Origin of the sequence: Corallococcus terminator, from assembly GCF_049194865.1 — a bacterium.
Taxonomy (GTDB): domain Bacteria; phylum Myxococcota; class Myxococcia; order Myxococcales; family Myxococcaceae; genus Myxococcus; species Myxococcus terminator_A.
On sequence record NZ_JBLZWL010000002.1, the window covers coordinates 107,990 to 134,134 of the forward strand.

Annotated in this window: 22 protein-coding genes; 11 read left to right on the plus strand and 11 right to left on the minus strand. The window is 69.9% G+C overall.

The window, feature by feature from the left end; all coding sequences use genetic code 11:
• Positions 1-3: 3 nt before the first annotated feature.
• On the plus strand, positions 4-2,397 hold the full coding sequence (locus ACN469_RS02560) for a hypothetical protein (protein ID WP_498763794.1): 2,394 nt from the start codon (positions 4-6) through the stop codon (positions 2,395-2,397).
• Between the two features lie 202 nt (positions 2,398-2,599).
• On the opposite strand, the gene ACN469_RS02565 is transcribed toward ACN469_RS02560, so the two are convergent.
• Entirely contained in the window at positions 2,600-3,043 is a 444-nt protein-coding gene (locus ACN469_RS02565; protein ID WP_498763796.1) for a hypothetical protein, read from the minus strand.
• Between the two features lie 48 nt (positions 3,044-3,091).
• Here ACN469_RS02565 and ACN469_RS02570 point away from each other — a divergent pair, with 48 nt between their 5' ends.
• Complete coding sequence (locus tag ACN469_RS02570; RefSeq protein WP_498763798.1) at positions 3,092-3,580, plus strand: hypothetical protein; 489 nt, start codon at positions 3,092-3,094, stop codon at positions 3,578-3,580.
• Here ACN469_RS02570 and ACN469_RS02575 read toward each other — a convergent pair.
• Entirely contained in the window at positions 3,577-5,247 is a 1,671-nt protein-coding gene (locus tag ACN469_RS02575; protein ID WP_498763800.1) for a GMC family oxidoreductase, read from the minus strand. The two genes, ACN469_RS02570 and ACN469_RS02575, sit on opposite strands and share 4 nt — an antisense overlap.
• A complete protein-coding gene (locus ACN469_RS02580) occupies positions 5,244-5,951 on the minus strand; it encodes a gluconate 2-dehydrogenase subunit 3 family protein (RefSeq protein WP_498763802.1) in 708 nt (235 codons plus the stop codon). The genes ACN469_RS02575 and ACN469_RS02580 overlap by 4 nt, the downstream gene beginning before the upstream one ends.
• 80 nt (positions 5,952-6,031) lie before the next feature.
• Between ACN469_RS02580 and ACN469_RS02585 the strand changes: the two genes are divergently transcribed.
• Both ACN469_RS02585 and ACN469_RS02590 read left to right on the plus strand, forming a co-directional pair.
• Entirely contained in the window at positions 6,032-7,396 is a 1,365-nt protein-coding gene (locus ACN469_RS02585) for a hypothetical protein (RefSeq protein WP_498763804.1), read from the plus strand.
• Complete coding sequence (locus tag ACN469_RS02590; protein ID WP_163866497.1) at positions 7,393-7,947, plus strand: hypothetical protein; 555 nt, start codon at positions 7,393-7,395, stop codon at positions 7,945-7,947. Before ACN469_RS02585 ends, ACN469_RS02590 begins: the two co-directional genes overlap by 4 nt.
• Positions 7,948-8,065: 118 nt before the next feature.
• On the opposite strand, the gene ACN469_RS02595 is transcribed toward ACN469_RS02590, so the two are convergent.
• Positions 8,066-8,710 (minus strand): DUF3332 domain-containing protein, encoded by a 645-nt coding sequence (locus ACN469_RS02595; RefSeq protein WP_498764271.1) that lies wholly within the window; start codon positions 8,708-8,710, stop codon positions 8,066-8,068.
• 48 nt (positions 8,711-8,758) lie between these two features.
• On the opposite strand from ACN469_RS02595, the gene ACN469_RS02600 reads away from it, so the two are divergent.
• On the plus strand, positions 8,759-9,652 hold the full coding sequence (locus ACN469_RS02600) for a M15 family metallopeptidase (protein WP_498763806.1): 894 nt from the start codon (positions 8,759-8,761) through the stop codon (positions 9,650-9,652).
• Positions 9,653-9,655: 3 nt separating this feature from the next.
• Here the strand turns inward: ACN469_RS02600 and ACN469_RS02605 are convergent, their stop codons facing one another.
• Positions 9,656-11,020, minus strand: coding sequence for a sigma 54-interacting transcriptional regulator (locus ACN469_RS02605; RefSeq protein WP_498763808.1), 1,365 nt, complete (start codon positions 11,018-11,020; stop codon positions 9,656-9,658).
• A gap of 127 nt (positions 11,021-11,147) precedes the next feature.
• Here ACN469_RS02605 and ACN469_RS02610 point away from each other — a divergent pair, with 127 nt between their 5' ends.
• The gene (locus tag ACN469_RS02610) at positions 11,148-13,838 is read left to right on the plus strand and encodes an amidohydrolase family protein (protein WP_498763810.1); all 2,691 of its coding nucleotides are present in this window, start codon (positions 11,148-11,150) and stop codon (positions 13,836-13,838) included.
• Between the two features lie 91 nt (positions 13,839-13,929).
• On the opposite strand, the gene ACN469_RS02615 is transcribed toward ACN469_RS02610, so the two are convergent.
• Positions 13,930-15,522, minus strand: a complete 1,593-nt coding sequence (locus ACN469_RS02615) for a hypothetical protein (RefSeq protein ID WP_498763812.1) — start codon at positions 15,520-15,522, stop codon at positions 13,930-13,932.
• Between the two features lie 279 nt (positions 15,523-15,801).
• On the opposite strand from ACN469_RS02615, the gene ACN469_RS02620 reads away from it, so the two are divergent.
• On the plus strand, positions 15,802-16,458 hold the full coding sequence (locus tag ACN469_RS02620) for a class I SAM-dependent methyltransferase (RefSeq protein WP_498764273.1): 657 nt from the start codon (positions 15,802-15,804) through the stop codon (positions 16,456-16,458).
• Between the two features lie 16 nt (positions 16,459-16,474).
• On the opposite strand, the gene ACN469_RS02625 is transcribed toward ACN469_RS02620, so the two are convergent.
• Together ACN469_RS02625 and ACN469_RS02630 are read right to left on the minus strand one after the other, a co-directional pair.
• Positions 16,475-17,167 (minus strand): response regulator transcription factor, encoded by a 693-nt coding sequence (locus ACN469_RS02625; protein WP_498763814.1) that lies wholly within the window; start codon positions 17,165-17,167, stop codon positions 16,475-16,477.
• The gene (locus tag ACN469_RS02630; protein ID WP_498763816.1) at positions 17,164-18,696 is read right to left on the minus strand and encodes a sensor histidine kinase; all 1,533 of its coding nucleotides are present in this window, start codon (positions 18,694-18,696) and stop codon (positions 17,164-17,166) included. The genes ACN469_RS02625 and ACN469_RS02630 overlap by 4 nt, the downstream gene beginning before the upstream one ends.
• Positions 18,697-18,953: 257 nt before the next feature.
• Here ACN469_RS02630 and ACN469_RS02635 point away from each other — a divergent pair, with 257 nt between their 5' ends.
• The gene (locus ACN469_RS02635) at positions 18,954-20,954 is read left to right on the plus strand and encodes a c-type cytochrome (protein WP_498763818.1); all 2,001 of its coding nucleotides are present in this window, start codon (positions 18,954-18,956) and stop codon (positions 20,952-20,954) included.
• 3 nt (positions 20,955-20,957) lie between these two features.
• On the opposite strand, the gene ACN469_RS02640 is transcribed toward ACN469_RS02635, so the two are convergent.
• The 3 genes from ACN469_RS02640 to ACN469_RS02650 are packed head-to-tail and all read right to left on the minus strand — an operon-like array spanning position 20,958 to position 22,474.
• Positions 20,958-21,338, minus strand: a complete 381-nt coding sequence (locus tag ACN469_RS02640; protein WP_498763820.1) for a hypothetical protein — start codon at positions 21,336-21,338, stop codon at positions 20,958-20,960.
• A gap of 24 nt (positions 21,339-21,362) precedes the next feature.
• Complete coding sequence (locus tag ACN469_RS02645; RefSeq protein ID WP_498763822.1) at positions 21,363-21,842, minus strand: hypothetical protein; 480 nt, start codon at positions 21,840-21,842, stop codon at positions 21,363-21,365.
• A 56-nt stretch (positions 21,843-21,898) separates the two neighbouring features.
• A complete protein-coding gene (locus ACN469_RS02650) occupies positions 21,899-22,474 on the minus strand; it encodes a hypothetical protein (RefSeq protein WP_498763824.1) in 576 nt (191 codons plus the stop codon).
• 186 nt (positions 22,475-22,660) lie between these two features.
• Between ACN469_RS02650 and ACN469_RS02655 the strand changes: the two genes are divergently transcribed.
• The 3 genes from ACN469_RS02655 (at position 22,661) to ACN469_RS02665 (ending at position 25,983) form a co-directional block, all read left to right on the plus strand.
• Entirely contained in the window at positions 22,661-23,611 is a 951-nt protein-coding gene (locus ACN469_RS02655) for a hypothetical protein (protein WP_498763826.1), read from the plus strand.
• Positions 23,612-23,665: 54 nt separating this feature from the next.
• Positions 23,666-24,667 carry an NAD(P)H-dependent glycerol-3-phosphate dehydrogenase gene (locus ACN469_RS02660; protein ID WP_498763828.1) on the plus strand — a complete coding sequence of 334 codons (1,002 nt, stop codon included), beginning with the start codon at positions 23,666-23,668 and terminating at the stop codon, positions 24,665-24,667.
• A 77-nt stretch (positions 24,668-24,744) separates the two neighbouring features.
• Positions 24,745-25,983, plus strand: coding sequence for an MFS transporter (locus tag ACN469_RS02665; RefSeq protein WP_498763830.1), 1,239 nt, complete (start codon positions 24,745-24,747; stop codon positions 25,981-25,983).
• Positions 25,984-26,145: the final 162 nt, after the last annotated feature.

Below are 26,145 nucleotides of genomic sequence, written 5' to 3' on the forward strand. Positions count from 1 at the left end.
CCCATGAAGACCCAAGTCCGACTGTTGTCGCTCGCGCTGCTCGCCCTCACCGCCTGCTCCTCCGGGGGCGATGACAAGGATGACGCGGGCACGCCCCAGGTGCAGGACCTCTGCAACAGCCGGGAAGAGGCGCTGTCCTTGGCCGAGTGCGAGCTGAAGCCCGGTGAGCCGCTGGAGCGGCTGCTCGTCAAGGAAGGGGCGGTACGTGAAGGCGACCAGGACTGGTACCGGATTGTCCTGCCCGCCAACACCAGCGCGCGCACGCTGCTCAACCTGAACGGCCTCTACGTGGCCTCCAGCACCGCGGTGCAGCTGTCCATCAGCGTGCTGGGGCCGCTGCCTGACGGGACGGAAGGCTCGCTGGCGAAGAAGGACGACAAGCATGGCCAGGGCGCGCCGAAGCCGGTGGACATGGTGGTGCCGCTGCGCGACGACCTGAAGGGCAAGACGCTGCTGGTGCTGGTGCAGGACGCGCCGGACGTCGTCTCCCAGCCCAAGTTCGATGCGCGCAACCCCTACCGGCTGACGCTGCAAATCACCGAGAACCCGGACACGCACGAGCCCAACGACGCCATCGCCGCCGCCACGCCGCTGACGCTGGCACCGCAGGGCGCGGGCACGCAGGTGGGGGCGGTGGCGGGCTTCCTGGCCACGGACAACGACGTGGACCGCTACACCTTCGATCTGCCGGTGGGGAAGGTGGCGTACGTGAGCGTGACGGCGCCGGACCTGGGCTTCGTGCCCAACTGGCGGCTGTCGTACCAGCTGCTGCGCCCCGGCTTCGTCACCAAGGAGGAGAAGGAGGACGAGGGCGAGGTGCGGCCGCAGGTCCGCCCGGGCGTGCTGGCGACGGCGCGCAAGGTGAAGACGGCGGGCACGTGGATGTTGGTGGTGCGCGGCTATCGCGGCATCAGCGACCGGGACACGTCGCAGGGTGACGTGCGCCAGGGCTATGACGTGGAGGTCCGCGTGCTGGACGAGGCGGACGCGCAGGACCAGAACGGGGCGGGCAACGACAAGGTCGCTGACGCGCTGCTGAGGGATTTGGCGTCGCCGTCGCCCGCGTCGTCCACGGCCTTCACGGGACGCATCGGCTACATCGGGGACCAGGACTGGTACGGCGTGCGCCTGCCGCCCTCCACCGTGCCCACGCGGCTGCGCTACCGCATGGTACCGCTGGCGACGGGGGGCCGCTTCCCCGCGCTGCCTGAAACGCCGGACCGCCAGGTGCTCGTGTTCACCCTGGTGTCGCAGGGGGCGAACCTGGACGAGTGGCGCGCCTCGTGTACCAACGACGCGACGGCGTGCCCCAAGGGCTACGGAGAGAACCCGGACATCGTCGCGCTGGTGCAGGGGTATTGCCAGCGCACGGACCTGCCGGCGCCCATGTGTCTGCACTCGCTGCGCGAGGAGACGTTCAACAACCCGCGCTTCAGCAACCTGAGCAACTTCGAGGGCGTCATCCCGGTGCCGCCGCACGCGGGCATCGCGACGTACTACGTCAACGTCCAGGACGACGGCACCAACTGGGCGGATGACAAGGACTACCGGCTGGACGTGACGTGGGAGGCGGAGGACGCGGACGAGGTCAGCCGCTACAGCGGGTCGACGGAGTCGCCGGTGTCCAAGCCGCTGGCCTCCACCACGGCCTACCCCGCGCCGCCGGACACGGCGGAGTACACCGTCACCGGCCGGCTGTCGCATGGCTACGGACGGCTGCGCAACGGCGATGACCGCATCAACGGCCGAGGCGTGCGCGGCCCCATGGACTACGACGCGGTGCCGTCCGACGTGGACTCGTACATGTTCCAGCTCCCCGCCGTGCCGGCGCCGGAAGACCGCGCGTGGCTGGTCCAGTGGGAGGTGGCGAAGCAGCAGGACGGTGGCTCGGTGCACGGCCTCGCGCTCGACTTGACCTTCTGTGACGGCGACGCGGTGTCGGGCGCCGACGGAGGCACGGTGCCGGACAGCGGCATGGGCGAGGGCTGCGTGGTGGTGAAGGCGGGCAGCCGCAACCAGTCGCTGACCCTGGGCTACCGCTCGGACGCGCTGCGGGCCTGGCACACGCCGGCGAGCGCGTCGGTGAGCAGCCTTCAGCCGCTGTACACGCTGGAGGAGCGCTCCACCTCCACCGTCGTCACGCTGGCGCCGTACGCGTGCGGCTGTCTGGAGCCGCGCCTCATCCGTGGCGGGAAGATGCGCGTGGATGTGTCGGCGTCCGAGCGCACGTCCTACGAGCAGGTGGAGTACACGCTGCGCACCGGCTACGGTGACTATCCCCAGTCGTACACGCGGGATGGCGGCGTGGCGACGCAGTGCCCGGGGCTGGAAGACGCGGGCACTCCGGACGGTGGTGTCGGGCCGCGCGGGGGCTGTGTCTTCACCCGTCAGCCCTGAGTCGGAGGCGAGGAGGGTGGCCCGCTCGAGAAGCGTGGCCACCTGGCTCCACTCGGTGGCTCGTGCGGGGAGACCCGGCTTGCAAGGGGCCGTCACCCGCGGTCTGGCTGGATGTGTGTGATTGCCTGCGAGCGGGCGAGCGGATGACACCCGCCTGGGTGGGGTGGCGGGTGGTGCCCGTCACCCTCCACCCGAGGGAGCTTCAGGGAGCCGGAGCCGCGACACCCAGTCCGTTGAGTGCGATGACCTTCTCCGGAAGGTTCGCCGCGTTGGACTTGATGGTGATGGTTCCCTGGTACGCCTGGGCCTCGCGGGGCTTGAAGGTCACTTCGATGAAGAAGCGCTTCTTGGACGTCACCGGCAGCGGCGTGCCGGCCGTGTAGTCATTGGAGACCTTCATCGTGAACACGGACGGAGCGTTGAGCACGATGTCGGTGACATTCAGCGTATCCTCTCCCTGGTTCGTCACCTGGACCGAGTTGAAGCCGCTGGCTCCGACGAAGGTGCCAGAGTTGAACTCGCGGTCGAAAGACATCTCGTCGCGGTCCGTGATGAGCTGCGGGGCCTTGGGAAGTTCTTCGGCGCTCTCACCGCAGGCCGCGAGTGAGAAGAAGAGAATGGGGAGCCACGGGGTGTGCAGTCGCATGGACGTTCACTCCTCGCTAGAGGGTCGATGATGATGAATGTTGTAACAGTGTTCTGTCGTAAGGCCCAGGGCGTCGGCGCATTCCTGCTCATGTTGTTGGCGGTGGGCTGCGGCGACACGCGCGATGACTTCATTGGCCCGCGTGTGAAGGATGCCTGTGATGAGACGTGGCCCGTGTGTGGCAGCGTCGCCGGCTGCATCCTGGGAGCGGAAGGCTATACAGAGGGTCGTTTCCCCGGTCGCAGCAAGTTCATCGTCCAGGTGCCGGAGGCGTCTCACGTCAAGGTGAGCTTCTACCTGGACGAGGTCACCGCCGCGGGTGCGGAGACGGTGGTCATCTTCCACGAGGAAGGGTGCCGGGCTCGCACGCGACTGGCGTCGGATGGTCGCGCGGTGCTCGACTCGATGGAGAAGTTCAGTGTCTTCACGAAGGAGGCGGACGTCACCGGAGTGGGCGACCACCTCATCGAGTTCGAGTCCGACATGCAGGCGCGCTACGCCGTGAAGGTCGACGTGACGCCCCTGCGCAATCGCTAACCGCCGGAGGCGACGCCTTGCTTCAACGCACGAACAAGGTGGCTCGCCACCCGGAAGCTGTTGGCGGCGATGGTGAGCGTGGAGGGCACGCTGCCGCCGGTGGGCATGAAGCTGCCGTCCACGACATAGAGGTTGGGCACCTCGTGCGCGCGGCAATTCCTGTCCAGCACGGACGTGGCCGCGTCGTCGCCGAAGCGGCAGGTGCCATGCTGGAGGATGGTCGTCTCCCCGGAGGTGCTGGTGCGCTTGAGTTCGTCCGGCTCCAGGCGCAGGAGGACCTCCTCGCCGCGCTCGACGAGGAACCGCGTGGCGACCAGGTCCGTGGGGTGGCGCTCCACGGTGATGGCGGCCACGGGGATGCCGTACTTGTCCTTCACCGCGCTCTCCACGCCGACGTAGCTGCCGGGCGTGGGGAGGAACTCCCCGTAGACCTCGAACTGGAGGATGCGCGAGTCCCGGTACGCCCGCATCCTGTCCTTGAGCGCCTTGCCGAAGACGGCGGAGGAGCCGCTGCCAGCCAGCCCCGTGGCGGCATGGATGGGATTGGGGTGCGTCCACATGAAGCCCAGCGTGCCGCCCTTGCGGAAGCCGAAGCGCTCGTCGGGCATCAGGTAGAAGTCCTGGATGCTGCGGTTGACGAAGGGGCCCGGGTCCTTGAGCCACGGGTGCTTCTCGGCCTGCTTCGACAGGCGGAACGTCGCCTGCGACTCGCCGAAGGAGCTGAAGATGAGGTTCTTTCCCACCAGCCCGCTGCCGTTGGCCAGGCCGCGCGAGAAGCGGCTGGACGTGGAGTTGAGGAGCAGCCGCGCGCTCTCCACCGCCGTGCACGACACGACGATGACCTTCGCCGGCTGCTCCTGGGTGACGCCGTCCGCGTCCACGTAGATGACGCTCCGCGCGCGTCCCTTCTTGTCCACCTCCACCGTGCGCGCCATGCAGCCCGGCCGCAGCTGCACGTTGCCGGTGGCCACCGCGGCGGGGATGAGGCTGGCGTTCGTGCCGCTCTTGGCGCCCATCTCACAGCCGTAGCTGCCGCACAGCGCGCAGTACGCGCACGGCGCCCGGCCCTTGTAGGGACGGCTGATGATGCCGCGCGCGGTGGGCAGCGAGTGCCAGCCCATCACCTTGCACGCCTTGTCGATTTCCCCCGCCACCGGGTGCACATCCAGGGGCGGCAGCGGGTAGGGCCCGCTGCGCGGCTCGGCGAAGGGGTGGGCCATGGCCTGGCCGGACACGCCCAGCTCCTGCTCGGCCTTGTCGTAGAAGGGGGCCAGGTCCTCGTAGGAGATGGGCCAGTCGGCGATGGTGCTGCCGGGCACCGCGCCCAGCGTGCTGCGCAGGCGGAAGTCCACCGGCTTGAGGCGGTAGAAGAAGCCGCTCATGTGCACGGTGCCGCCGCCCACGCAGTTGGCCGTCCACGCCGCGGTGCTGCGCTCGTACTTGCCCTTGGCGCCCTTGCGCACCAGGTGCGGCTCCTCCCAGGGCAACGGCATGAAGAAGTTGCGGCGGCTGTTGAGGATTTCGTCGTGGACGAAGTCCTGGGGGCGGTAGTGGGGGCCCTTCTCCAGCACCACGACCTTGAAGCCCGCGCGGCCCAGCTCCAGCGCCATGGGCGCGCCGCCCGCGCCGCTGCCGATGATGCAGATGTCCACCTCGGGCAGGCTCACTTGTGAACCCCGCACTCGCGCAGGCACTTCGGTCCGTCGTAGCCCTCGGGCGGCGCCATGGCGATGGTGCCCACGGCATCGAACCCCATCAGGCGCCAGCCCACCTTGCCCTTGTTGCCGCCGTAGGACGGGTCGCCCAGGAAGCCCTCCAGCGTCAGCACGGTGAGCAGCTCCAGGAAGTGCGCCTCACCGCTCTGGGGCGCGCTGTCCTTGAAGAGCGTGAGCAGCTCGTCCTGCTGTGCCGGGGTGATGGCGGAGAAGCCCTTCTGGAACATGCGCTGCGAGCGGCGCTCCAGCGCGGCGAGCCCCTCCAGGAAGTCGTCGCGCATGGGCTGCATCTCCGGTGTCTGGAGGATGCGGTCGATGTAGACGGGCACGTCGGCGTCGAGCGCGCCGGGGTCCTCGTCGCGTGGGAGGATGCGCTCGGTGGCGGCGGCGACGACGGCCAGCTCGAACGAGGAGAAGGTGCGCGTCCGCTGTCCACCGGGGGCGGTGCCCAGGGGGCCGGGGTCCGCCGCGGGCTTGGGGGCCTCCTCGGAGGAGCGCTTGCAGGCCAGCGGCCCGAGCAGCACGACGCCGCCGCCCAGGAAGGTCAGCCGCCGGATGAAGGAGCGCCGCGACAGGCGCTGACGAGGGGGACGCGCACGGGGCATAGGTGCGCGAGCGTAACCCAGCGCGCGGCGCTTCGCCGCGTCGGGATGCACGGCTCGCCTGCTTCCTCGGATGTGGTGGTGACGTAGGATGAAACGACGATGTGCAGGGCCGACAACGCAAGGAGACTGAGATGAGACGGCATGTCTGGGCACTGGGATTGGCGCTGGCATTGGGATGCGGGAAGGATTCCAATCCGGACAATCCGGATGGGGGTCGCCCGGATGGCGGGCCAGGACCTTCGGACTCGGGCTTCACCCGCTTGGAGGTGGACGCGGACCCGAGCGAGTTCAACCCCATCTCCAATATCGCCATGGCCATCGGTCCCGAGGACCGCATCGGCATGGCGTACTTCGTGAACAACGGGACGATGACGGGCAGCGTGGTGAACTACGACCTGCGCTACCGCGAGTTCAACGCGGGAGTGCTCGGGCCGGTGGAGAAGATTGTCACCGTGCAGCGCGTGTACGGCGTGTCGCTCGCCTTCGGTCCGGATGGCCAGCCGGCGGTGACGTACCTGGGGGGAGACCGGGACGACTCCACGTTCTGGCTCCAGAGTGACTTGGCGGTCTCCTATCGCTCGTCGGCGGGCACGTGGACGCAGCGCGTGGTCGCCACGCGCTCCAACGCGGCGCCCATCAGCAACCCGCTGAGCGACGTGGGCTTCCTCACCGGGCTCAATCCGTCGATGGTCTTCGTGGGCAGCCAGGCGCTCGTCGCGTACCGCGACGGACACAACGGCAACTTCGGTCGTCAGGACTGGGAGTCGGCGGACCTGGAGCTGGCGAGCGGCGGGCCCACGAGCTGGACGTTCCGCATGCTGGCTTCGTCGGGTGACACGAAGGCGGGCTACGGCGGCCACATCGGCCTCATCATGGCGGGCGCGCAGCCCGCGGTGGTGCATGACCAGGTGAAGGAAGGCGCGCAGGCGACGGGGGCGGGCCTGGTCTTCCAGCGGCGCAACGCGGATGGCGCGGCCTGGACGGCGCCGGTGCAGGTGGCCACGGCGGAGAGCCTGGGCAACACGCAGCTCGGGCCCTCGATGGCGTTCGACTCCGTGGAGGGCTTCGGCATCGCCGTGCAGAACCGAGGCTCCTCGCGAGGCGACGTGTTGCAGTACTACGACTGCCCGAGCCCCAACACGACGAGCTGCGCGACGACGGGCGAGTGGTCGACGCCGGACCCGGTGTTCGGCCGGGGTACGGGCGGCTGGTATCCGTCGCTCGCGTTCGACTCGGCGAACCACGAGCCGCACATCGCCCACTACGTCTGCTCGTCGGAGACGGGCCGCAACGACACGAGCTGCAACCCCAACGAGGACCAGCTCATCATCAGCGCGCGAATCGCTGGCAACTGGCGTGAGACGGTGGTCGACACCAACGGTGGCTGGTCGCCGAAGCTCGGCTTCCTCTCCACGGGCAAGCGCGTGGTGCTGTACCGCATCCCGGTGGCGGCGCTGACCAAGAAGGGCGTCCTGACGCTCGCGGTGGAGCAATGAGAAATGCGGTCCGCGCCCTGGCGGCGCTGACACTGGCGGGGTTCGCGTCCGGCGCCGGCATGGTGGCGTGCAGCCGTCCGGACAACTCGCTGTCCGGCAGCGTGTCGGAGCTCTTCCCGCTGGAGGTGTCGCGCGTGGAGATTCTCCGCAACGCGGAGGCGCTCCAGGTGAGCTACTTCCGCAACAACGACCTGGACGTGGACCTGGTGGTGCGGCTCACCGTGTCCACGGAAGGGCTGGAGCTGCGGCCGGGCGCGAAGATCAACCTGGCGGGGAACACGCCCTCGGGGCTGGCGCGCGCCACGGTGGTGCACCTCAACGCGGGCGAGCCGTCGCGCGTCTTCGCGCCGGTGGAGAAGGGGGACTTGCAGCTGGAGTCCGGAGGCAACCCCGGCGAGCAGACGCGCGGGGACTTCTCCATGTCCTTCAAGAAGGGCGACGGCTACGGCGCCGGTCGCAGCCTGGAGGGGACGTTCTCCTCCGAGGCGCTGGATGCGGGCTTCGGCCCGGAAGAGGGTGAGCCGCTCGACGGGAGCGTCGTCGTCCCGTAGCGAAGGCTTCCCATGAGCCCGCGGTGACGCCTGGAGGTCCGGGCGTCACCGCGCTGGCTCGGGACGCACGCCGCCACGAAGGAGGCACACCGCTCCCCCTTCGTGACGGGTTTGACCTCTACGGCGCCGCGCAGGTGGTGAGCGCCAGCCCGCGCGACACGGTGGCCTGGGCCACGGCGTGCCGGGCGAGCGCCGTCGAGCCGCCGCCCTCGTAGACGCGCCGCGCGAGCGCCACGGCCTCCGCGCCGTGGACCGTCAGCGTGTGGCCTGTCGCATCCGTCACCGCCACCGCGCCGTTCGCCGCGCCTTCCGCGCGGACGAGCAGCGCGCCCGCGTCGTCGCGCACGGCCATGCCATTCTCCAGCGGCTCGAAGTAGCGGATGAGCGTCTCCTGGCCCTCGCGCTCCAGCTCCAGCTTCATGACGCCGCTCTCCGCGTCGCGCGACATGCGCAGCACGTCCGTGGGGCTCAGCCGGACGACGCGCGTGTCACCGTCGTCGCCGTCCACGCTCGACACGGGGTTGTTGCCGCTCCAGAACTCGATGCTGTTGATGATGAGCGCGTCGATGAGCGCGCCAATCGAATAGACGGGGATGATGACGAGCACGAGGAACATCAGCCACTGCACGAACTTCTCGCCGGAGATGTTCTTGTTGAACTGCCAGATTTTCTGCGTGAGCTTGAAGCTGCCGAAGCACCCGGTGCTGTTCATCGAGATGAAACCGGCGCACAGCACGGCGAGCCACGGAGACGGACGCTTCATCATGAACCCTCCTCGGGGGGATGGAAGGACGGCGGAGGCGGACCCACCATGCCACGGTGGGTTCTCACCGCGACGCTTCGTTCGTCTCCCCGTCAGATGCTCACCACTCCCTCGACCCCAGGGTGCGAGGATGCGCGGGTGACGCTCGTCCACTTCCTCGCGCGTGCCTGGGTGCTGGGGCTCCTGTCCCAGGCCGCGCTCGCCGCGCCGCCGCCCGATGGGGGCCTCGCTGTCGAAGCACCTCCGGCCGCGCTGACCTGCATGGCGAAGTGGTATCCGGTGCTGACGCCGGTGCGCCTGGACACGGGCTGGGGCTTCAAGCTGCCGGATGGCCGCGCCTTCCCGTTCGACGACGGTCAGCGGAAGCCCTTCGCTCGAAAGCTGGAGGCCCCGGACCTGGAGGACACGCTCTCCATCGCCTATCGCGCCGGGCCCATCGCTCCGGTGACTCGCGAGGACGAAGACCCCGGGCGCGTCCGCTTCGAGCCGCTGTTCGAGGCCATGTACGGCGCCTCGAAGGAGAAGGTGGACGTGGTGCCGCTCGTCTTCCTCGGCCAGCGGCTCAAGGTGCACCGCAAGGTGGCGCCCGCCTTCGAGAGAGTCTCAGCGCGACTGGCGGCGCTGGTGGCGAAGGACGCCTCGCTCGCGCCGTTCCTCCAGGGCGTGGGAGGAACCTTCGTCTGGCGCAACATCGCGCACACGACGCGCCGGAGCGCTCACTCCTACGGCGTGTCCATCGACCTCAACACCGCGCGCTCACACTACTGGGAATGGCAGCGGCCCCGGACGCCGGTGCGCTGGCGCAACGCCGTGCCCCAGGCGCTGGTGGAGGCCTTCGAGGCGGAGGGCTTCATCTGGGGCGGGCGCTGGTACCACTACGACACGATGCACTTCGAGTACCGGCCGGAGCTGCTGGACGCGGCGTGCGCTCCGGCGCGGTGACGCTCAGTCGCCCTCGCTCTGCACGAGGCCGTACTTGTGCAGCAGCGAGTAGAGGTGCTTGCGGTCCAGCTCGGCCTCGCGCGCGGCGCGGGCGATGTTGCCCTTGGCGCGGCCGAGCAGGCGCGTGAGGTATTCGCGCTCGAAGGCGCGGATGAGCTCGTCCTTGCAGATCTTGAAGGGCCCGGTGAACTCGGCGGGGAGGAAGTCTCCGGCGGGAGCGGGGGGCTCGCGGGTGAACTCGCGCAGCAGCGTGTCCCCGGCCAGCTCCGGGATATCCACCATGTGCCGGGCGCGCTCGAGCGCGTTGCGCAGCTCGCGCACGTTGCCCGGCCAGGTGTGCCCGTTGAACTGCTCGCGAATCTTCTCCGGCAGCCGCAGCCAGAGGCCCTCGCCGGCGAACGCGTCCACCAGGAGGGGGATGTCCTCCTTGCGGTCTCTCAAGGGCGGCAGGTTGACGGTGAAGACGGAGAGGCGGAAGTAGAGGTCCTCGCGGAAGCGGCCCGCCTGCGTCTCCGACCAGAGGTCCTTCTTGCTGGCGACGACGATGCGCGCGTCGAAGGAGATGGGCGTGGACGCGCCGAGCCGACGGAACTCGCGGTCCTCAATCGCACGCAAGAGCTTGGGCTGGAGGTCCAGCGCCAGGTCGTCGATTTCGTCCAGGAAGAGCGTGCCGCCGTTGGCGCGCTCCAGACAGCCGATGCGCTGGCTGACGGCGCCGGTGAAGGCGCCCTTTTCGTGGCCGAACAGCTCGCTCTCGATGAGGGAGTCGGAGACGCTGGCGCAGTCGAAGACGACGAGCGGCCCGGGCGCGCGCGGGCTGAGCTTGTGGATGGCCTTGGCGGCGGCGCCCTTGCCGGAGCCCGTCTCGCCCACGAGCAGGAGCGTGGAGTCGGTGGGGGCGATGCGCTGGAGCAGCGCGAAGATCTGCCGCATGGGCAGGCTGCGGCCCACCAGGTCTCCCAGCCGGTCCTCCAGCGTGGGCTCCACCTGGACGGGGGCCAGCTGGGGGCTGAAGCGCAGGCGCACGTCGCCCACTTCGAGCAGCGCGCCGGGGCGCAGGTACGCCTCGCGCACCTGGGCACCGTCGAGGAAGGTGCCGTTGGTGGAGCCGAGGTCCTGGACGAGGAAGCGGTCGCCCTGGCGACGCACCACCAGGTGATTGCGGCTCACCGTGGGGTGGTCGATGACGACGTCGTTGTCGGGCGCCTTGCCCACGCGAAGCGCTTCGGTGGCGAGCGGGAAGACGGTGCCGGCGCGCTCGGTGTCCAACAGGACGAGGTGGAATTGTTGCGCGGAAAGTCGCTCACCCTGTGCCCGCGCGTTGATGACCGTGTGCGAGGGGATGGGGACTGGGGGGAGAGGGGGCATGACCGGTCGGGGATTGTAGACGGCTTCTCGTCGCGAGGTGACTTCCTGTGAGGTGGGGTTTCGCCCGCCCTCCGGCCAGCCGGGCATGGTTGGAGCCCCAGCGGAGCGTGATACGACGGGCCCCCCTATGCGCACCCGCTTCCTGCTCCTGATGCTGGCCTCCGCCTGCGCCACTGTCCCGCAGGCTCCCGCCCCCACCACCCCCTCGACGGCCCCCCCGGCTCCAACCCGTGTCTGGAAGCAGTCGCGGGCGGTGGTGGTGCGTCATGCCACGGTGATGCCCGCCACGGGCCCGGCCATCGAGGATGGCGCGGTGGCCTGGGTGGACGGCAAGTTGACGGCGGTGGGCCGTAACTCGGACGTGACGACACCTCCGGGCGCGGAGGAGGTGGACGGCACCGGCCTCTACGTCACCCCGGGCATCATCGACGCCCACAGCCACCTGGGCGTCTACGCGACGCCGGAGACGTTCTCCACGGGGGACGGCAACGAGGCCACGGCGCCGGTGACGGCGGAGGTCTCCGCCGAGCACTCCTTCTGGCCCCAGGACCCGGGGCTGCGGCGCGCGGCGGCTGGCGGTGTCACGTCGCTGCTGGTGCTACCGGGTAGCGCCAACCTGATTGGTGGCCGGGGCTTCCCGGTGAAGCTGCACTTCGGACGGTCGGCGGCGGAAGTCCGCTTCCCGGGCGCGAAGGACGCGCTGAAGATGGCGTGTGGAGAGAACCCCCGCCGCGTCTATGGCGAAGGGCGCAACGTGGCGCCGTCCACGCGCATGGCCAACGTGGCGGGCTACCGGCAGGCGTTCGCCCAGGCGCGCGAGTACATGTCCAAGCTGGACGAGTGGGCGAAGAAGAAACAGAAGACGCCGGACGAGGCGGGCCCCACGCCGCTGCGCGACTTGAAGCTGGAGACGCTGGCGGAGGTGCTGCGCGGCAACATCCTGGTGCAGAACCACTGCTACCGCGCGGACGAGATGGAGGTGATGCTCCAGGTGGCGGAGGAAGCGGGCTATTCGATTCGCGCCTTCCACCACGCGCTGGAGGCCTACAAGGTCCGCGACAGCCTGGCCGCGAAGGGCGTGGCGGTGGCGACGTGGGCGGACTGGTGGGGCTTCAAGCTGGAGGCGTGGGACGGCATCCCCGAGAACGCCGGGCTGGTGTCCGAGGCGGGTGGCAAGAGCGTCATCCACTCGGACTCGGGCTTTGGAATCCAGCGGCTGAACCAGGAGGCTGGCAAGGCGATGTGGCGGGCGCGGGAGTCCGGCATCCCCATTCCCGAGGAGGAGGCGCTGCGCTGGGTGACGCTGAACGCCGCGTGGGTGATGGGCGTGGAGGGCGTCACCGGCTCGCTGGAGCCGGGGAAGATGGCGGACGTGGTGCTGTGGAAGAACCACCCGCTGAGCGTCTATGCACGGGCGCAGCGCGTGTGGGCGGACGGCGTGGTGACGTTCGACGCGAGCGCGGGCGCGGTGGAGGCGAGCGACTTCGAGGTGGGTGAGCTGGCGGCGGGCGCGGCGAAGCTGGTGGCCGCTCCCGCGCCGACGCCGTCTCTCGCGGACCTGGGCCTCGTCGCGCGCTGTGACGTCTCGAAGGAGCGCGCGTGCGCGGAGCTGGTGCCGCAGGGGCAGGAGGCGTGCACGGTGTTCCAGGGCGTGACGGCCTTCACGGGCACGGCCTGGGTGAAGGGCGCCACGGTGGTGCTGGAGGGCGGCAAGGTGTCCAGCGTGCGCCAGCAGGGCGAGGGCGGCGCGCTCCCCTCGGGCTGCCGGCCGGTGGACGGCAAGGGGCGGCTGTTGACGCCGGGCCTGGTGGACCCGCTCACGTCGCTGGGGCTGGTGGAGGTGGGCGCGGAGGTGTCCACGCAGGACGACGGGCTGCGCGGAGACGCGGCGAAGCGCGACGTGCGCGCGGCACTGGTGTCGGCGGACAGCGTCAATCCTGTCTCCGCGGCGTTCCCGGTGACGCGGCTGGGCGGTGTCACCAGCGCGGTGACGGTGCAGCATGGCGGGCTGGTGGCCGGACAGAGCGCCTTCGTGGCGATGGACGGCTCGGTGCGCCGCGCCTCGTTGGCGATGCACGTCAACCTGGGCATGGGTGGACGGGACGCGGTGTCGGGCTCGCGGGCGCTGGTGCTGGAGCGGCTGCGCGAGGTCCTCTCCGACGCGCGCGAGTACGGCCGGCGCAAGGGTGACTTCGAGCAGCGGCGCATGCGTGACGTGTCGGCGAGCCGGTTGGATTTGGAGGCGCTCCAGCCGGTGCTGGCGGGAACGCTGCCGGTGGTGGTGACGGCGCAGAAGGCGTCGGACATCCGGGCAGCGCTGGGACTGGCGCGTGAGTACAACCTCAAGCTCGTCATCGCCGGAGGCAGCGAGGCGTGGCTGGTGGCGTCGGAGCTGGCCGCGGCGAAGGTGCCGGTGATTCTCCAGCCCACGCAGAACCTGCCCATGGACTTCGACCGGCTCAACAGCCGGCTGGACTCCGCGGCGCTCCTGGGTGGCGCGGGCGTGAAGGTGCTCTTCTCCGTGCTGGGGGAGCCCGCCATGGTGCGCACGCTGGCGCAGGAGGCGGGCAACGCGGTGGCGTGGGGCCTGCCTCACACGGACGCCCTGCGCGCGATGACGTCCAGCGTGGCGGACGCGTTCGGCCTGCCCGTGGGGAAGCTCGCGCCGGGCGCGGTGGCGGACGTGGTGCTGTGGAATGGCGACCCGCTGGAGTCCGCGTCGCGGCCCGTGGGCATGTGGCTGGCGGGACGGCAGGTGCCGCTCGTCAGCCGTCAGCAGGCCCTGTTCGAGAAGCACCGCGTGCTGCCGCCGAAGTAGCGCGGTGCCCTGAACGTGCGACGGCGGCCGCCCCCAGGTGAGGACGGCCGCCGCGTGTGACTTCAAGGACGAGGGCTTCTCTTCTCGTGGGTCAGTTGCCCTCGAAGATGCCGATGACGCCCGCCACCCACTTCTTCGTGGTGGTGTCCTGGTAGCCCATGAAGCTCACCAGCATGCGCCGGCCGTCGCCCGAGCTGTCCGCCTGGATGTCGCTGACGCGGGACATGCCGTACTTGCGGCCGAACTCCGACAGGCCGTAGTTGGTGATGCTTCCGCCCTTGAGGCGCGACAGGCCACCGCCCCACGACGCGCCCACCCAGATGCTGCCGTCGGACGGGTCCAGGCCGATGGCGGACAGGTACTTGTCCACCAGCCCCGAGCCGGAGCCCATGTGGCCCAGCACGGTGCCGTTCGCGTCCAGGTGCACCAGGCCGCTGCTGAACGAGCTGAGCCACACCGAGCCGTCGCGCGCCACCACCGCGCCGGAGATGTTGTCCGGCACGCGCTCGTTGGGCTTCGAGTACTCGGGCTTGGCGTCCGGCCACAAATCCAGCTTGTTGCTCGAGTCATTCTCCGAGCCCGTCTGCGCACGCCAGAAGTTGCCTGCGTTGGTGCCGTAGCGGAAGCGCGTGGTGCGGTCCGAGCCGCCGAACCAGACGTCGCCGCTCGGGTCCACCGCGACGCCGTAGTAGGCGTCCGTCAGCAGAATCACGCGGCCCTGCGCGTCCAGCGCGTTGACGTGCGGGTGCACGTGCTCGAAGACACCGGTGCAGTTGAGCTGGCCGTTGCACATGGGCGCGCCCTCGAACTCCGCGTTGCCTCGCGCGAAGCCGTGGTTGCCGCCGAACCACACGCTCGACTTGTTGTTGCCCAGGGCGTGCTTGTCGTAGCGGATGCGCAGCACGTTGCAGATCTTCTCGCGCCCCCGCTTCTCGGCCGCCACCACGTTGGGACCGGAGAAGATGTCGTAGTGCACCACGTCCAGCGTGCCGTCCGAGTTCAGCATCACCTTGTCCGCGTCACCGCTCTTGTAGCGCGCCGGGTCCGGGCTCGGCCCGTCCCAGTTGTTCTCGCAGTGGTCGGAGCCCTTGCCCGGCATGCCCTCGTAGCCGACGAAGACGGTGCCCGACTTGCCACCCGCCACGGAGATGACCTTCAGGTACTTGGGCCCCGGCGGGATGCTGCCGTCCGCCATGAAGCCATACGGGCGCAGGCCGTTCTCCATGCCGAAGCGCTCGAACCTCTCCGCGCCGCGCTTGAGCAGGAACAGGCCCTCCTCGCCGCCGGCCACCCAGACGTTGCCGCCCTCGTCGGCCGTCACGCCGTAGATGGTGACGGGCGCGCCCTGGTCCGCGCCGTAGAAGCGCCAGCCTGGCGCCGTCGGCAGCGGCGGAACCTCCACGTCCTGGCGAGGGTCCGTCGGAGTGCCGCCGTCCGTCGGAGTCCCGCCATCCGTGGGAGTGCCCGAGTCCGGCGTCTCCGTGGGAGTGCCCGAGTCCGGCGTCTCCGTGGGCGTGCCTGAGTCCGGCGTCTCCGTGGGCGTGCCCGCGTCGGGGACTTCCTCCGGGGAGCCCGGCCGCCCGGGAGGCGGAATCGGGTCATCCATGCCCGGGTTGTCCTGCTCCGACTCGTCGCCGCTCTTGCTGGAACCGCAACCCGCCACGGTCCACATCGCGCCCGCCATGACGAGCGCTCCTGCCCAGCGCCATCCCCGCGTCATCCGAACCCACCCCGCGAAAACCTGGGCCGCCCCGAATGGGCAGCCGTCCGGGGCCTCTCCATCGCAAGGGCGATGCCAGGGCCCTCCGCCGTTTCAGGCAGGACTCCGTCCGCTCCAGGACAGCCGGTGGGAAACGCAATACCCAGTCTGGGAAAGTCGCTGTCCCGAAGACCCCCTCATTCGTGCTAGTGGCTATCGGAAATGGGTGGGAACGACGCACGCGGTCGCACACCGTTGTCATTGGTGGCTCAGGAGCCGGACCTCCTGTTCTACACACGCCAGGCGACCGAGCACGGGGCGCCCGTGTTGGTATTGGGCGCCGCCAACGGCCGGGTGGTCTGGGCCCTGGCCGAGCACGGCTTCAACGCCGTGGGAGTGGACCCCTCTGAGGTGATGATTCGCTCCGCCGAGGAGCGCCGCGCCTCGGAGCCCCCGGAGGTCGCCAACCGCGCCCGCTTCCTCGTCGCGGACCTGCGCTCGCTGCGCCTTCAGGAAACCTTCCCCCTGGTGCTCGCCCCTCAGCACGCGCTGGGGCTGATGCCCGGCAACGATGACCTGGAGGCGTTCCTGTCCACGGTGCGCCACCACCTCACCCCGACGGGCACCTTCGTCTACGATGTGCTCAACACGCCCCGCGAGCCGGTGCTGCCGCGCGACGACGAGGAGCCCAACGCGGGACTGGAGCCGCGCCGGCCCCTGTTCGCGCTGCACCTGCGCGAGCGCAAGCAGCCGGGCGCCCCCAGCCCCATCCGCCGCCTCAAGCTGCGGCACTTCTCTCCGGAGGAGCTGGACGCGGCCCTCACCGCCGCGGGCTTCACCCCGCGCGAGCGCTATGGCCGCTTCGACGGCAAGCCCTTCGACTTGGAAGACTCGCGCCACATCGGCGTCGCCGGCCCGTGAGCACGGGCCGGAGTGCTCACTTCTCGAAGCGGTAGCCCAGGCCCCGCACGGTGACGAAGTGGCGGGGCTCCTCGGGGTTCGGCTCGAACTTGAGGCGCAGCTGGCGCATGAAGTTGTCCACCGTGCGAGCGCTGCCCTCGTAGTGGTAGCCCCACGCGCCTGACAGCAGCTCCTCGCGCGTGAAGGTCCGCTCCGGGTGGCCCAGGAAGTGCGCCAGCAGCTTGAACTCCTGCGCCGTCAATTCCACGGGCGTGCCGGCCTTGGCCACGGTGCGCGCGTTCATGTCCACGCTGACGTCGCCGAACGTCACCGGCGGCGCGGCCCCGAGCGTCGGGTAGCGCCGGCGCAGCACGGCCTTGATTCGCGCCAGCAGCTCCTGGAGCCCGAAGGGCTTCACCACGTAGTCATCCGCGCCCAGGTTGAGGCCCAGAATCTTGTCCGTCTCCATGCCCTTGGCGGACAGGACGACGACGGGCGTGTCCCGGCCGCGCTGGCGCAGCTCCTTGAGCAGCTCGAAGCCGTTGAGCTCCGGCAGCATCAAGTCGAGCACGACGAGGTCCGGGGCCTCGTCCAGCGCGCGCTGGAGGCCCGTGCGGCCGTCCTGGGCCTGGAGGACCTCGTAGCCCTCGAAGCGCAGGTTCATGGACAGGCCGGCGAGGATGGACAGGTCATCCTCCACCACCAGGATGCGGCGGGTCGTCTCGCTCATGCCTTCTGCACCGGCAGGTGGATGGTGAACCGGCTGCCGTGGCCGGGCTCGCTCTTCACGGCGATGCGTCCGCCGTGAGCCTCGATGATACGCCGGGCGATGGCCAGCCCCAGCCCGCTTCCGTCCGTCTTGCGGGTCAGCAGGTTGTCCACCCGGTAGAAGCGCTCGAAGATGCGCTTGCGTTCCTTCGGAGCGATTCCCACGCCGTTGTCCTCCACCGCCAGGTCCACCCACCGGCCGGAGCGACGCGCGCTCAGCTCGATGCGCCGGTCCTTCGGCCCGCTGTACTTGTAGGCATTCTGGAGCAGGTTGAGCAGCGCTCCGGCCACGGCGTCCTTGTCCACGTCCACGGGCGGCAGCCCCTCGGCCACCTCGACCTTCAGGTCCACGCCGCCCTCCAGTCGCTGCGCGCGGAACGCCGCCACCGCCGTGTCCACCACGTCCATCACCGGCATCGGCTCGCGCTGGTACACCTTGCGACCGCTCTCGATGCGGGACCAGTCCAGCACCCGCTCGATGAAGACGGACAGCCGCTCCGTCTCTCTCGTCAGCAGGGTGAGCACCTCCTGCATCTGCGCCGGGTCCTTCAGCCGTCCCAGGGCCAGCGTCTCGATGAACATGCGGATGGACGTCAGCGGCGTGCGCAGCTCGTGGCTCACCAGCGACACGAAGTCCGTCTTCATGCGCGACAGCCGCGCCTCGCGGTAGAGCACGCGGCCCGTGTAGACGACGCCGAAGGTCAGCGTCAGATAGAAGAGGCCGAGCAGCACGCCGTACACGGCGCGGTTGCGCGCGGAGGCCCGTGCGACGGGGTCCTCGCCGGTGGGCAGCACCACCAGTCGGAAATCTTGAAGGGGAGGGGACAGCACGCGCTCGGCCAGCACCTGCGGCCCCATCGCGCTGGCGCGGGCCTGCGCCACCTCCGACACCAGCTTGCCCATCAGCCCGCCGCCTTCGTTGCTCTCGCGAGGCACGGGCATCAGCGTGAAGCGCACGGGCTCGCTGGACACCGCGCGGGGCTCCACGCGCTCCGTCAGGAGCAGCTCCAGCGCGCGCACGGACAGGCGCACGCCGCGCACCGTGTCGCCCTGGCGCTCGGCCACCACGACGACGGAGCGGCCTCCGACGGAGAGGGAGAAGACGGTGGGCGTCTCGGGGAGCGAGCCGACCTCCGGGAGCACCGCGCCCAGGGCCTCCATCAGCAGGGGGTCCTCGGTGAGGGTGCGTCCGCCGGAGAGCTGGAAGGTGCCGTCGGGCTCCGACAGGACGCGCCCGTCCGGAGCCACCAGGCTCAGCTTGCCGCCTTCCTCCTCGAGCTTCGCGGCGTCCAGCTCCCGGGGCAGCTCCTCGGACAGCGCCTCCAGCGTGCCTCGCCACGCGGACTCCAGACGCTTCTCCACCGCGGCGCGCTCATTGATGATGGCCACCACGCCGAAGCCGGACAGGCCCGCGGACGGCAGCACCACCAGGATGATGAGCAGCGCGAAGGTGCGTCGGAAGCTGAGGATGACGGAGGGGGAGCGGGACACGCCCCTCTCCTTTACTCCCACCCGGCGCTACACGCTCGTGGCGTTTCGCCCGAGGGCCGGGCTCGACTGTTCGCCACCCGCACCCGGGGAGGGGAAGGAATCGACTTTGGGGAGTATCTGATGCAAGCATGGCTGGCTCGTGGGGGCGGCGAGCGACCAGGGCCGGGCGCCATTTCCCCTCCACGACACGGCGCGGCATTCCCAGCGATGAGAGCGGCGGGCAGCATTCTCGTCGGGAGACGCGAGGAGGACACTTCATGAGACGGCACGTTCTGGCCGGTGTGTTGGCGGCGGTGCTCGGGCTGACGGCTTGCGAGGACTCGTCGACGGGCGACGGGTGGACCAACGCGTCAGGCTCGGTGGCGCTCAGCCGGGATGATGCCTTCCTGTACGTGGTGGACGCGGACACCGGGGTGCTCGCGGTGGTGGAGACCGCACGCGGGGAGAAGGTCGGCGAGGTGAAGGTCGGTGCGGGCCCGGAGCGCGTGGTGGTGGGCCCGGATGACACCGTCTACGTCGCCAACCGGGCCGAGCGCAGCGTGTCCGTCATCCGCCGGGGTGACTGGAGCGAGGCCGCGCGGGTGGCGGTGGGTGTGGAGCCGATGGGGCTGGCGGTGTCCCCGAAGGGCGACACGCTCTACGTGGTGAACAGCACCGCGTTGGACTCCACCGCGTACGGCACGTTGATGGCGGTGGACACGCGCTCGCTGGAGGTCCGCTGGGAGTTGCCGGTGGGCGAGGAGCCGCGCGGCATCGCGCTGGTGGACGGCGGGCGCCGGGCGCTCGTGAGCCTCTTCCGGCACAGTGATTTGGTGACGGTGGACCTGGCGGATGCGCACCAGCCGCGCATGCAGCGCGAGGGCACGGACCTTTACGCGCGGGCCAACTCGAAGGACACGTTCGCTACCGAAGACCCGTTCCCGTTTCCCGCGTCGACCGTGTCCTTCCGGCCTCGGGGCATGGCGGACGTGGTGGTGGCGCCCGACGGCAAGCACGCCTATTCGCCGACGCTGTGGGCGCGCGAGGATCCGCTCACGAACCCTGGAATGGGTGGTGGTGGTGGTGGTGAGTCGCTGTATGGGGGCGGAGGGCCATGCAACACGGGGGGCGTGGTGGCGCCGGGCATCGTCACGTTCAACACGGAGGATGGCTCGCCTCGGGTGGATGACCTGGACCGGTGTCGGCCGCCGCCGAGCGAGGACCCGGACTTCCCTCCGTCCACCATCGTCAGCCCGGAGTCGAGTCATCCCATCCAGGGGCCGGTGGCCGCGGTGGTGGACCCGTCCGGGCTGTGGCTCTTCGTGGTGAACCGCGAGACGGACAACGTGGCCATCCTCCCGACGAATCGTCGTGAGGGCGCGGACCTGGTGAACGTGAATGGGAGCACGGTGCGGCAGCTGGTGCGCGTGGGCTCGGGGCCCAGCGGCATCGCGCTGACGCGGGATGGGCGCAAGGCGTACGTCTACAACGCGTTCGACCACACGGTGACGACGCTGGTGAACGACGCCTCCGGCAACGTGGCGAACGTGCGCGCGGAGGGTGCGCCCCTGCGGGTGGTGGGGGATGTGCTGGCGCCGCAGGAGGTGGCGGGGCGCAAGCTGTTCTACTCCGCGCTGGACTCGCGGATGACGAGCGCTGGGGTGGCCGCGTCGTGTGCGACGTGTCACCTGGATGGTCGTGACGACGGGCATGTGTGGGGCTTCCCGGATGGTCCGCGTCAGACGCCGAGCCTGGCGGGCCGGAAGGTGACGGAGACGGGGCCGTTCCACTGGAGCGGCGAGTTCTCCACGATGAGGGACTTCCTGGACGCGACGGTGCGTGGACGCATGGGCGGCACGGCGCTGGATGGCGTCATGGTGGCGCAGCTCTCCGCGTTCATCGACGTGATTCCCGCGCCGGACAATCCCTACAAGCGCGTGGCGCTGACGGAGGCGCAGGCGCGGGGCGCGCAGGTGTTCAAGAAGGCGGCTTGCAACAGTTGTCACGAGGGTGCGCACTTCACGAACAACACGCTCGCCGACGTGGGCACGTTCATCACCACGGGCGTGAATCGGGACGACAGCAACGTGGTCGCCAAGGGGCTGAACACGCCTTCGCTGCTCGGTCTGGCGCGCACGGCGCCGTACCTGCACGACGGCAGCGCGCTGTCGCTGAAGGGGCGGCTGATGCAGAACCGCCAGTCCAACAAGCACGGCACCACGGCGACGCTGACGGAAGCCGAGGTCGACGACCTGGTGGACTACCTGCGCACGCTGTGACGCCTACTTCGTACCCGGGGGCCCCAGTTCCTCCGGGAGCGGCGTCCGGAGGAAGCGTCTCCCCGTGGGCAGCAGGACGACTTGAAAGCCCTGGCCTGCGATTCGGACCAGCTCGCGGTGCGAAGAGTCTCCAGCGGCGAGCCACGCGTCCGCTTCTGCCTGCGTCGAAAAGTCTCGCGAGACTTTGACGCTGGGCGACGGGTCGGAGAACTCGTGGTGGTACTGGAAGAACGCATCCAGTTTGTGTGTGTGCTGGATGTAGAGCAGGGCGACGGCGGCGAGCTGGATGGCTTCGTCCTCCTTTGACCCTGTTGGGTAGCGACCGCTGGCCTCATCGAGGATGCGCAGCGTCGCTGTCATGTCGAAGTCTTTGGAGGAGGGCATGGCTCGCCTGGGCTTTCGTTTCGGTTAGAGCGCAAGTGGCGCGAGCACCAGTGCGCCGCTGCCGCCAGTTGAGACGATGAACACCACGCCTGCGACGACCACGATGGTTCCGATGGCCACCTCGGTCTTGTGCTCACGTACCCACGCCAAGGCGTTTTCCATGCTCGGAAACCGAAGCGCTTCGCTTGAGTGGGCCTGAGCGGACTGCCCCAACTCTTGAACGCAGTCCTGGTAGGCCTTCAGGCACTGCTCCGAGCAGAACTCATGGTGCTTACCGGAGCCTCTCTTGATGGTCTTCAGCGGCAGGGGAGAGTTCCAGCACTTATCGAAGCACTCAATATGCTCGGTTTCGCAATTGCGCGTCCCTGAGCCGCCCACTCCCGCTGCATCGTCCTCGATGACATAGACACGTCGCTCGGGTTGCTGCGAATGGGCGCAGCCGCTTACGAGCAGGGCTTGCGCCAGTATCAGTGTGCTCCAGAGACCAATTGGGCTGCGTGCCATGGCTGCTCCTGAAGCCGATGCTCGCATCTGACACTGAGGCCACGGCGCTCGCTACTTCATTCTGTACCCGCGTCGTGCTCAGAGGGTGCCACCACCGGGTGGACCAGCTCCGGACGCGTGGAGGTGAGCGCGAGGCGCGTCACGTCCAGCGCCTGCTCCGGGTCTCCTCCGAGCCACGTGACGACGAGCGCGCACGGCGTGTCGTCGTCCCACGCCATCACCTGCAACATGCCCTGCGCGGGAGCCCGTCGCGCGGCGGCTCGGCCGAGCGCGGTAATCTCCTCGCCGCCCATGCTCAGCGAGGGCTGCAGCAAGGCATGCGTGTCCGCCTCCGCGTAGTGCGGCTGGCAGTCCCACGTCACCGACACCGTGACGTCCTTCTCCGATGCCGAGCGGAAGGTGCACAGCGGCCCGCAGGTCGGACACGCGCGCTCCTCCTTCATCGTGAAGCCGGGCAACATCGACTCGCGCACGTCCGTGGGCAGCAGCGCCTCACACGTGGGCAGCGTCGCGTTCGCGACAGGCGCTCGCGCCGGACCCGCGTCCGCCACCGCCTCCGTCGGACGCGAGCGACACGCCAGCCCCAAGGCCAGTGTCACGAACAACGCCGCGCGCCCTCCTGCTGCCCTCATCCCGTGGTCTCTCCTCGGCCGCCCGCCGCTGGCCGCGCGGCGGATGGTAGTCCGGTGCGCCTCCGCCCGTGACACGTTTCCCTTCGCCTCCTGCCCGCTACCTGACGGCGCGCACGCAGGGTGGGGGAACAGCCGGCCTTGGCTCGTCTCCCTCCCTCGCCGTGGACTAAGCTGCCAGCCGTCTTCATGCCCTCCGTCCGCTTCCTTCTGGTGCCGCTCGCCCTCGTGCTGGGGCCGTCCGCCCGGGCCCAACAAGCCCCGGCGCGCAACCCCACGCCCGATGAGTCCTGGACCGCGCCCACCCAGGTGGATGCCCCTCGCCGGAACGACACCCCGGACGACGCCACGTGGTCCGACTTCCCCGCCGGAACCTCCGTCCCCTCGGGCACCGATGCCGCGACGCTGCCCCGGCTGCCGGAAGTGCCACCCCTCGTCCCCGTGGATGACGACCTCCCCGTCGAGGACGGCCTCCCCCGAATCTCCCAGGCCCGCCCTCCCGCGCCGCCTCCTGGGCCTCCCCCCGTGGCCAACCGCGTCAGCCTGCTCGGTGCACGCACCGTGGGCAGGACGGGCGGGGTGGCGGTCGGTCTCTCGCTGGGCTTCCCGACGCTCTCCGCCCGCGCGGCCGTCGGCGTGCTGCCCCAGGTCGATGTGCTGGTGGGGCTCGACAGCCTCTACGGGATGATGAACGAGGCGCGCCTGGGCTGGCGATGGCACGTGCTGGATGGCGGCCCGCGCTGGAGCCTGGGGGTGGTGATGGAGGGCAGTCACGCCTTCTTCCTCCGCTCCGCGAGCTTGGAGGACCGGGGCGCGCGCTACCTCTCCGGCCGGCGCAACTGGAACATCATGCCCGGCATCGTCGGCACCTTTCAGCGCGAGGGCGTTCGCGCGTCGCGGCTCTTCGTCGACGTGCGCTACCTGGTGGCCCTGGACACGGAGCCCATCCAGCGCACGCCGCTGGGCGGACTGCCGCCGGACCTGGTGTCCTCCAGCGCGTGGCCCGTGCGCGTGGGCGCCGAAGTGCCGCTGAGCGAGAAAACGTCCTACTCTGTCTCCCTGGGCGGCGACTTCCGCACCCGTGCCGAGGACGCCGCCTTCATGCCGGTCGTCTCCATCGGCATCGTCACCGGCCTGTAGCACCGGCAACTGGCACGACAACGTGCCCTTTCCACCCCCTCGAGCGAGGTCTTCATGCGTGGCAGTGTCATCGGCTCCGGCTCCTTCGGTACCGCCCTGGCGAACGTGCTGGCGGCGAACTGCGATGAGGTCCGCTTGTGGGGCCGCGAGCCGACCGTGGTGGAGGCCATCAACACCCGGCACGAGAACCCCACCTACCTGCCCGGCATCCCCATCTCCGAGCGCGTCCGCGCCACCCAGGACCTGGAGGAGGCGCTCGCCGGCGCGGAGATGGTGGTGCTCGCCACGCCCAGCCACGCCACGCGCGAGGTGCTCGCCCGCGCCAAGGCCTTCCTGCCGCGCAACGTGCCCATCATCACCGTGTCCAAGGGCATCGAGAACGAGACGCTGCTGACGATGACGGAGCTCCTGGAGGACTGTCTCCCGGAGGAGTTCCACCCGTACATCGCCGTGCTGTCGGGCCCCAGCTTCGCCAAGGAGCTGGCGCGGCGCATGCCCACGGTGGTGACGATTGCCTCCCACTGGGACAAGGTGGCCGTGCGCTGTCAGAAGGCGCTGCAGACGGAGACCTTCCGCAGCTACACGTCCACGGACGTGGTGGGCGTGCAGTACGGCGGCGCGCTCAAGAACGTCATCGCGATTGCGGCGGGCATGGCGGACGGCCTGGGCATGGGCCACAACGCGCGCGCGGCCATCATCACGCGCGGGCTGGCGGAAATCACCCGGCTCGCCGTGCGCAAGGGCGCAAATCCCCTGACGCTGTCGGGCCTGTCCGGCATGGGTGACCTGGTGCTGACGTGCACGGGCGAGCTGAGCCGCAACCGCCACGTGGGCATGGAGCTGGGCAGGGGCCGCAAGCTGCCGGACATCCTGGGGCAGATGAAGGAAGTGGCCGAGGGCGTGAAGACGGCGCGCAGCGCCCGGGACTTGTCGGTGAAGACGGGCGTGGAGCTGCCCATCTGCCAGCAGGTCTACCTGATTGCCTACGAGGACAAGAACGCGAAGATGGCGGTGGTGGACCTGATGACGCGCCAGCCGAAGTCCGAGCTCGTCTGACGCTCGGGCGGCCTGGCGCGTGTGCGCCGGAGGCGGTGTTCCGGCGCGGGGTGGGGGGCTGCTAGAAGCGGGCTCCCGTGTCCACCCCGCACCTGGCGAGTCTCTCGTCGTTCCGTGCCCTGCATCACCGTCAATTCGTCGCGGTGTGGTTGGGGGCGCTCGTCTCCAACGTGGGCACGTGGATGGAGGTGCTCGCGCTGGGCGTCTTCGTCACGGAGGTGACGGGCCGCGCGGAGTGGACGGGCGGTGTGGCGGCGCTGACGTACCTGCCGTCGCTCGTGTTGTCCCCGCTGGGAGGCGCGCTGGCGGACCGCTTCGACCGGCGCGTCTTCATCGCGCTGTGTGCCGTGGCGCAGGCGCTGCTCGCGGCCTGTCTGGCGGGGCTCGCCTTCACCGGGCACCTCACCGTGCAGGCGGTGGCCGTCATCTCCCTGCTCAACGGCGCCGTGCACGTGCTGTCGGGGCCGGCCTACACGGCGCTCATCACCGGGCTGGTGCCGAAGGAGGACCTGCACAGCGCGATGACGCTGATGTCGGCGCAGTTCAACCTGGGGCGCATCCTGGGGCCGATGTTCGCCGCGGCGCTCCTGGCCTTCGGTGGCGTCGCGTGGGTGATGCTCGTCAACACGCTGTCCTTCGTGGCGGTGCTGCTGGCGGTGGCCCGGGTGCGCGCGGAGCCGCCCGGGGCCCGTCCCATCGAACCCAAGGGCTTGTGGGCGGACATCCTCGAAGGCGCGCGCATGGCGCGAGGGGAGCCGGGCATCCGGATGGCGATGGTGTCGCTGTTCGCGCTGGCGCTGTTCGTCTCACCCTTCATCGCATTGGTGCCGGTGTTCGCGCTCCAGGTGTTCGGCTCGGATGCGTCCGCCGCGTCCGCGCTCATCTCCATGCAGGGCATGGGGGCGCTGCTGGCCTCGGCGGTGGTGGGGACCCTGGCGGTCCGTTGGGGACGGGAGCGCGTGGTGGACCTCGCCCTGCTCGCGATGGGCCCGGTGACCCTCTTCTACTGGCTGTCCCCGACGCTGCCCGTGGCGATGGGGGCCATGTTCGTGCTGGGCGCGGTGTACATGGTGGTGGTGACGGGGCTGGGCACCCGCTACCAGGAGCGCACGCCGCGAGAGCTGCAGGGGCGGGTGAGCAGCCTCGCGATGCTGCTCATCAACGTCGGGTACTCGGTGGGAGTCTGGGCTCAGGGCGCGCTGGCGGACCGGGTGGGCGTGCGCGCCGTCACCGCCAGCTCCGCGGCGCTGTTCCTCGTGGCGATGCTGGGGCTGCGCTGGCAGCGGCCTCGGACCGTGGACGTCGCGAGTACGTGACGTCCTGCCCCGAGCACTTCAGCCCGACTTGTTCGGCAGCAGTGCCAGCACGCGAGCCAGCACGGCGACGCCCTCTTCGTACTCTGGCAGCTCGATGTGCTCGTTCGGAGTGTCGTCCAGACGAGCAAGGCGTCCAGGTCGCTGAGGCCATGGAATGCCTGC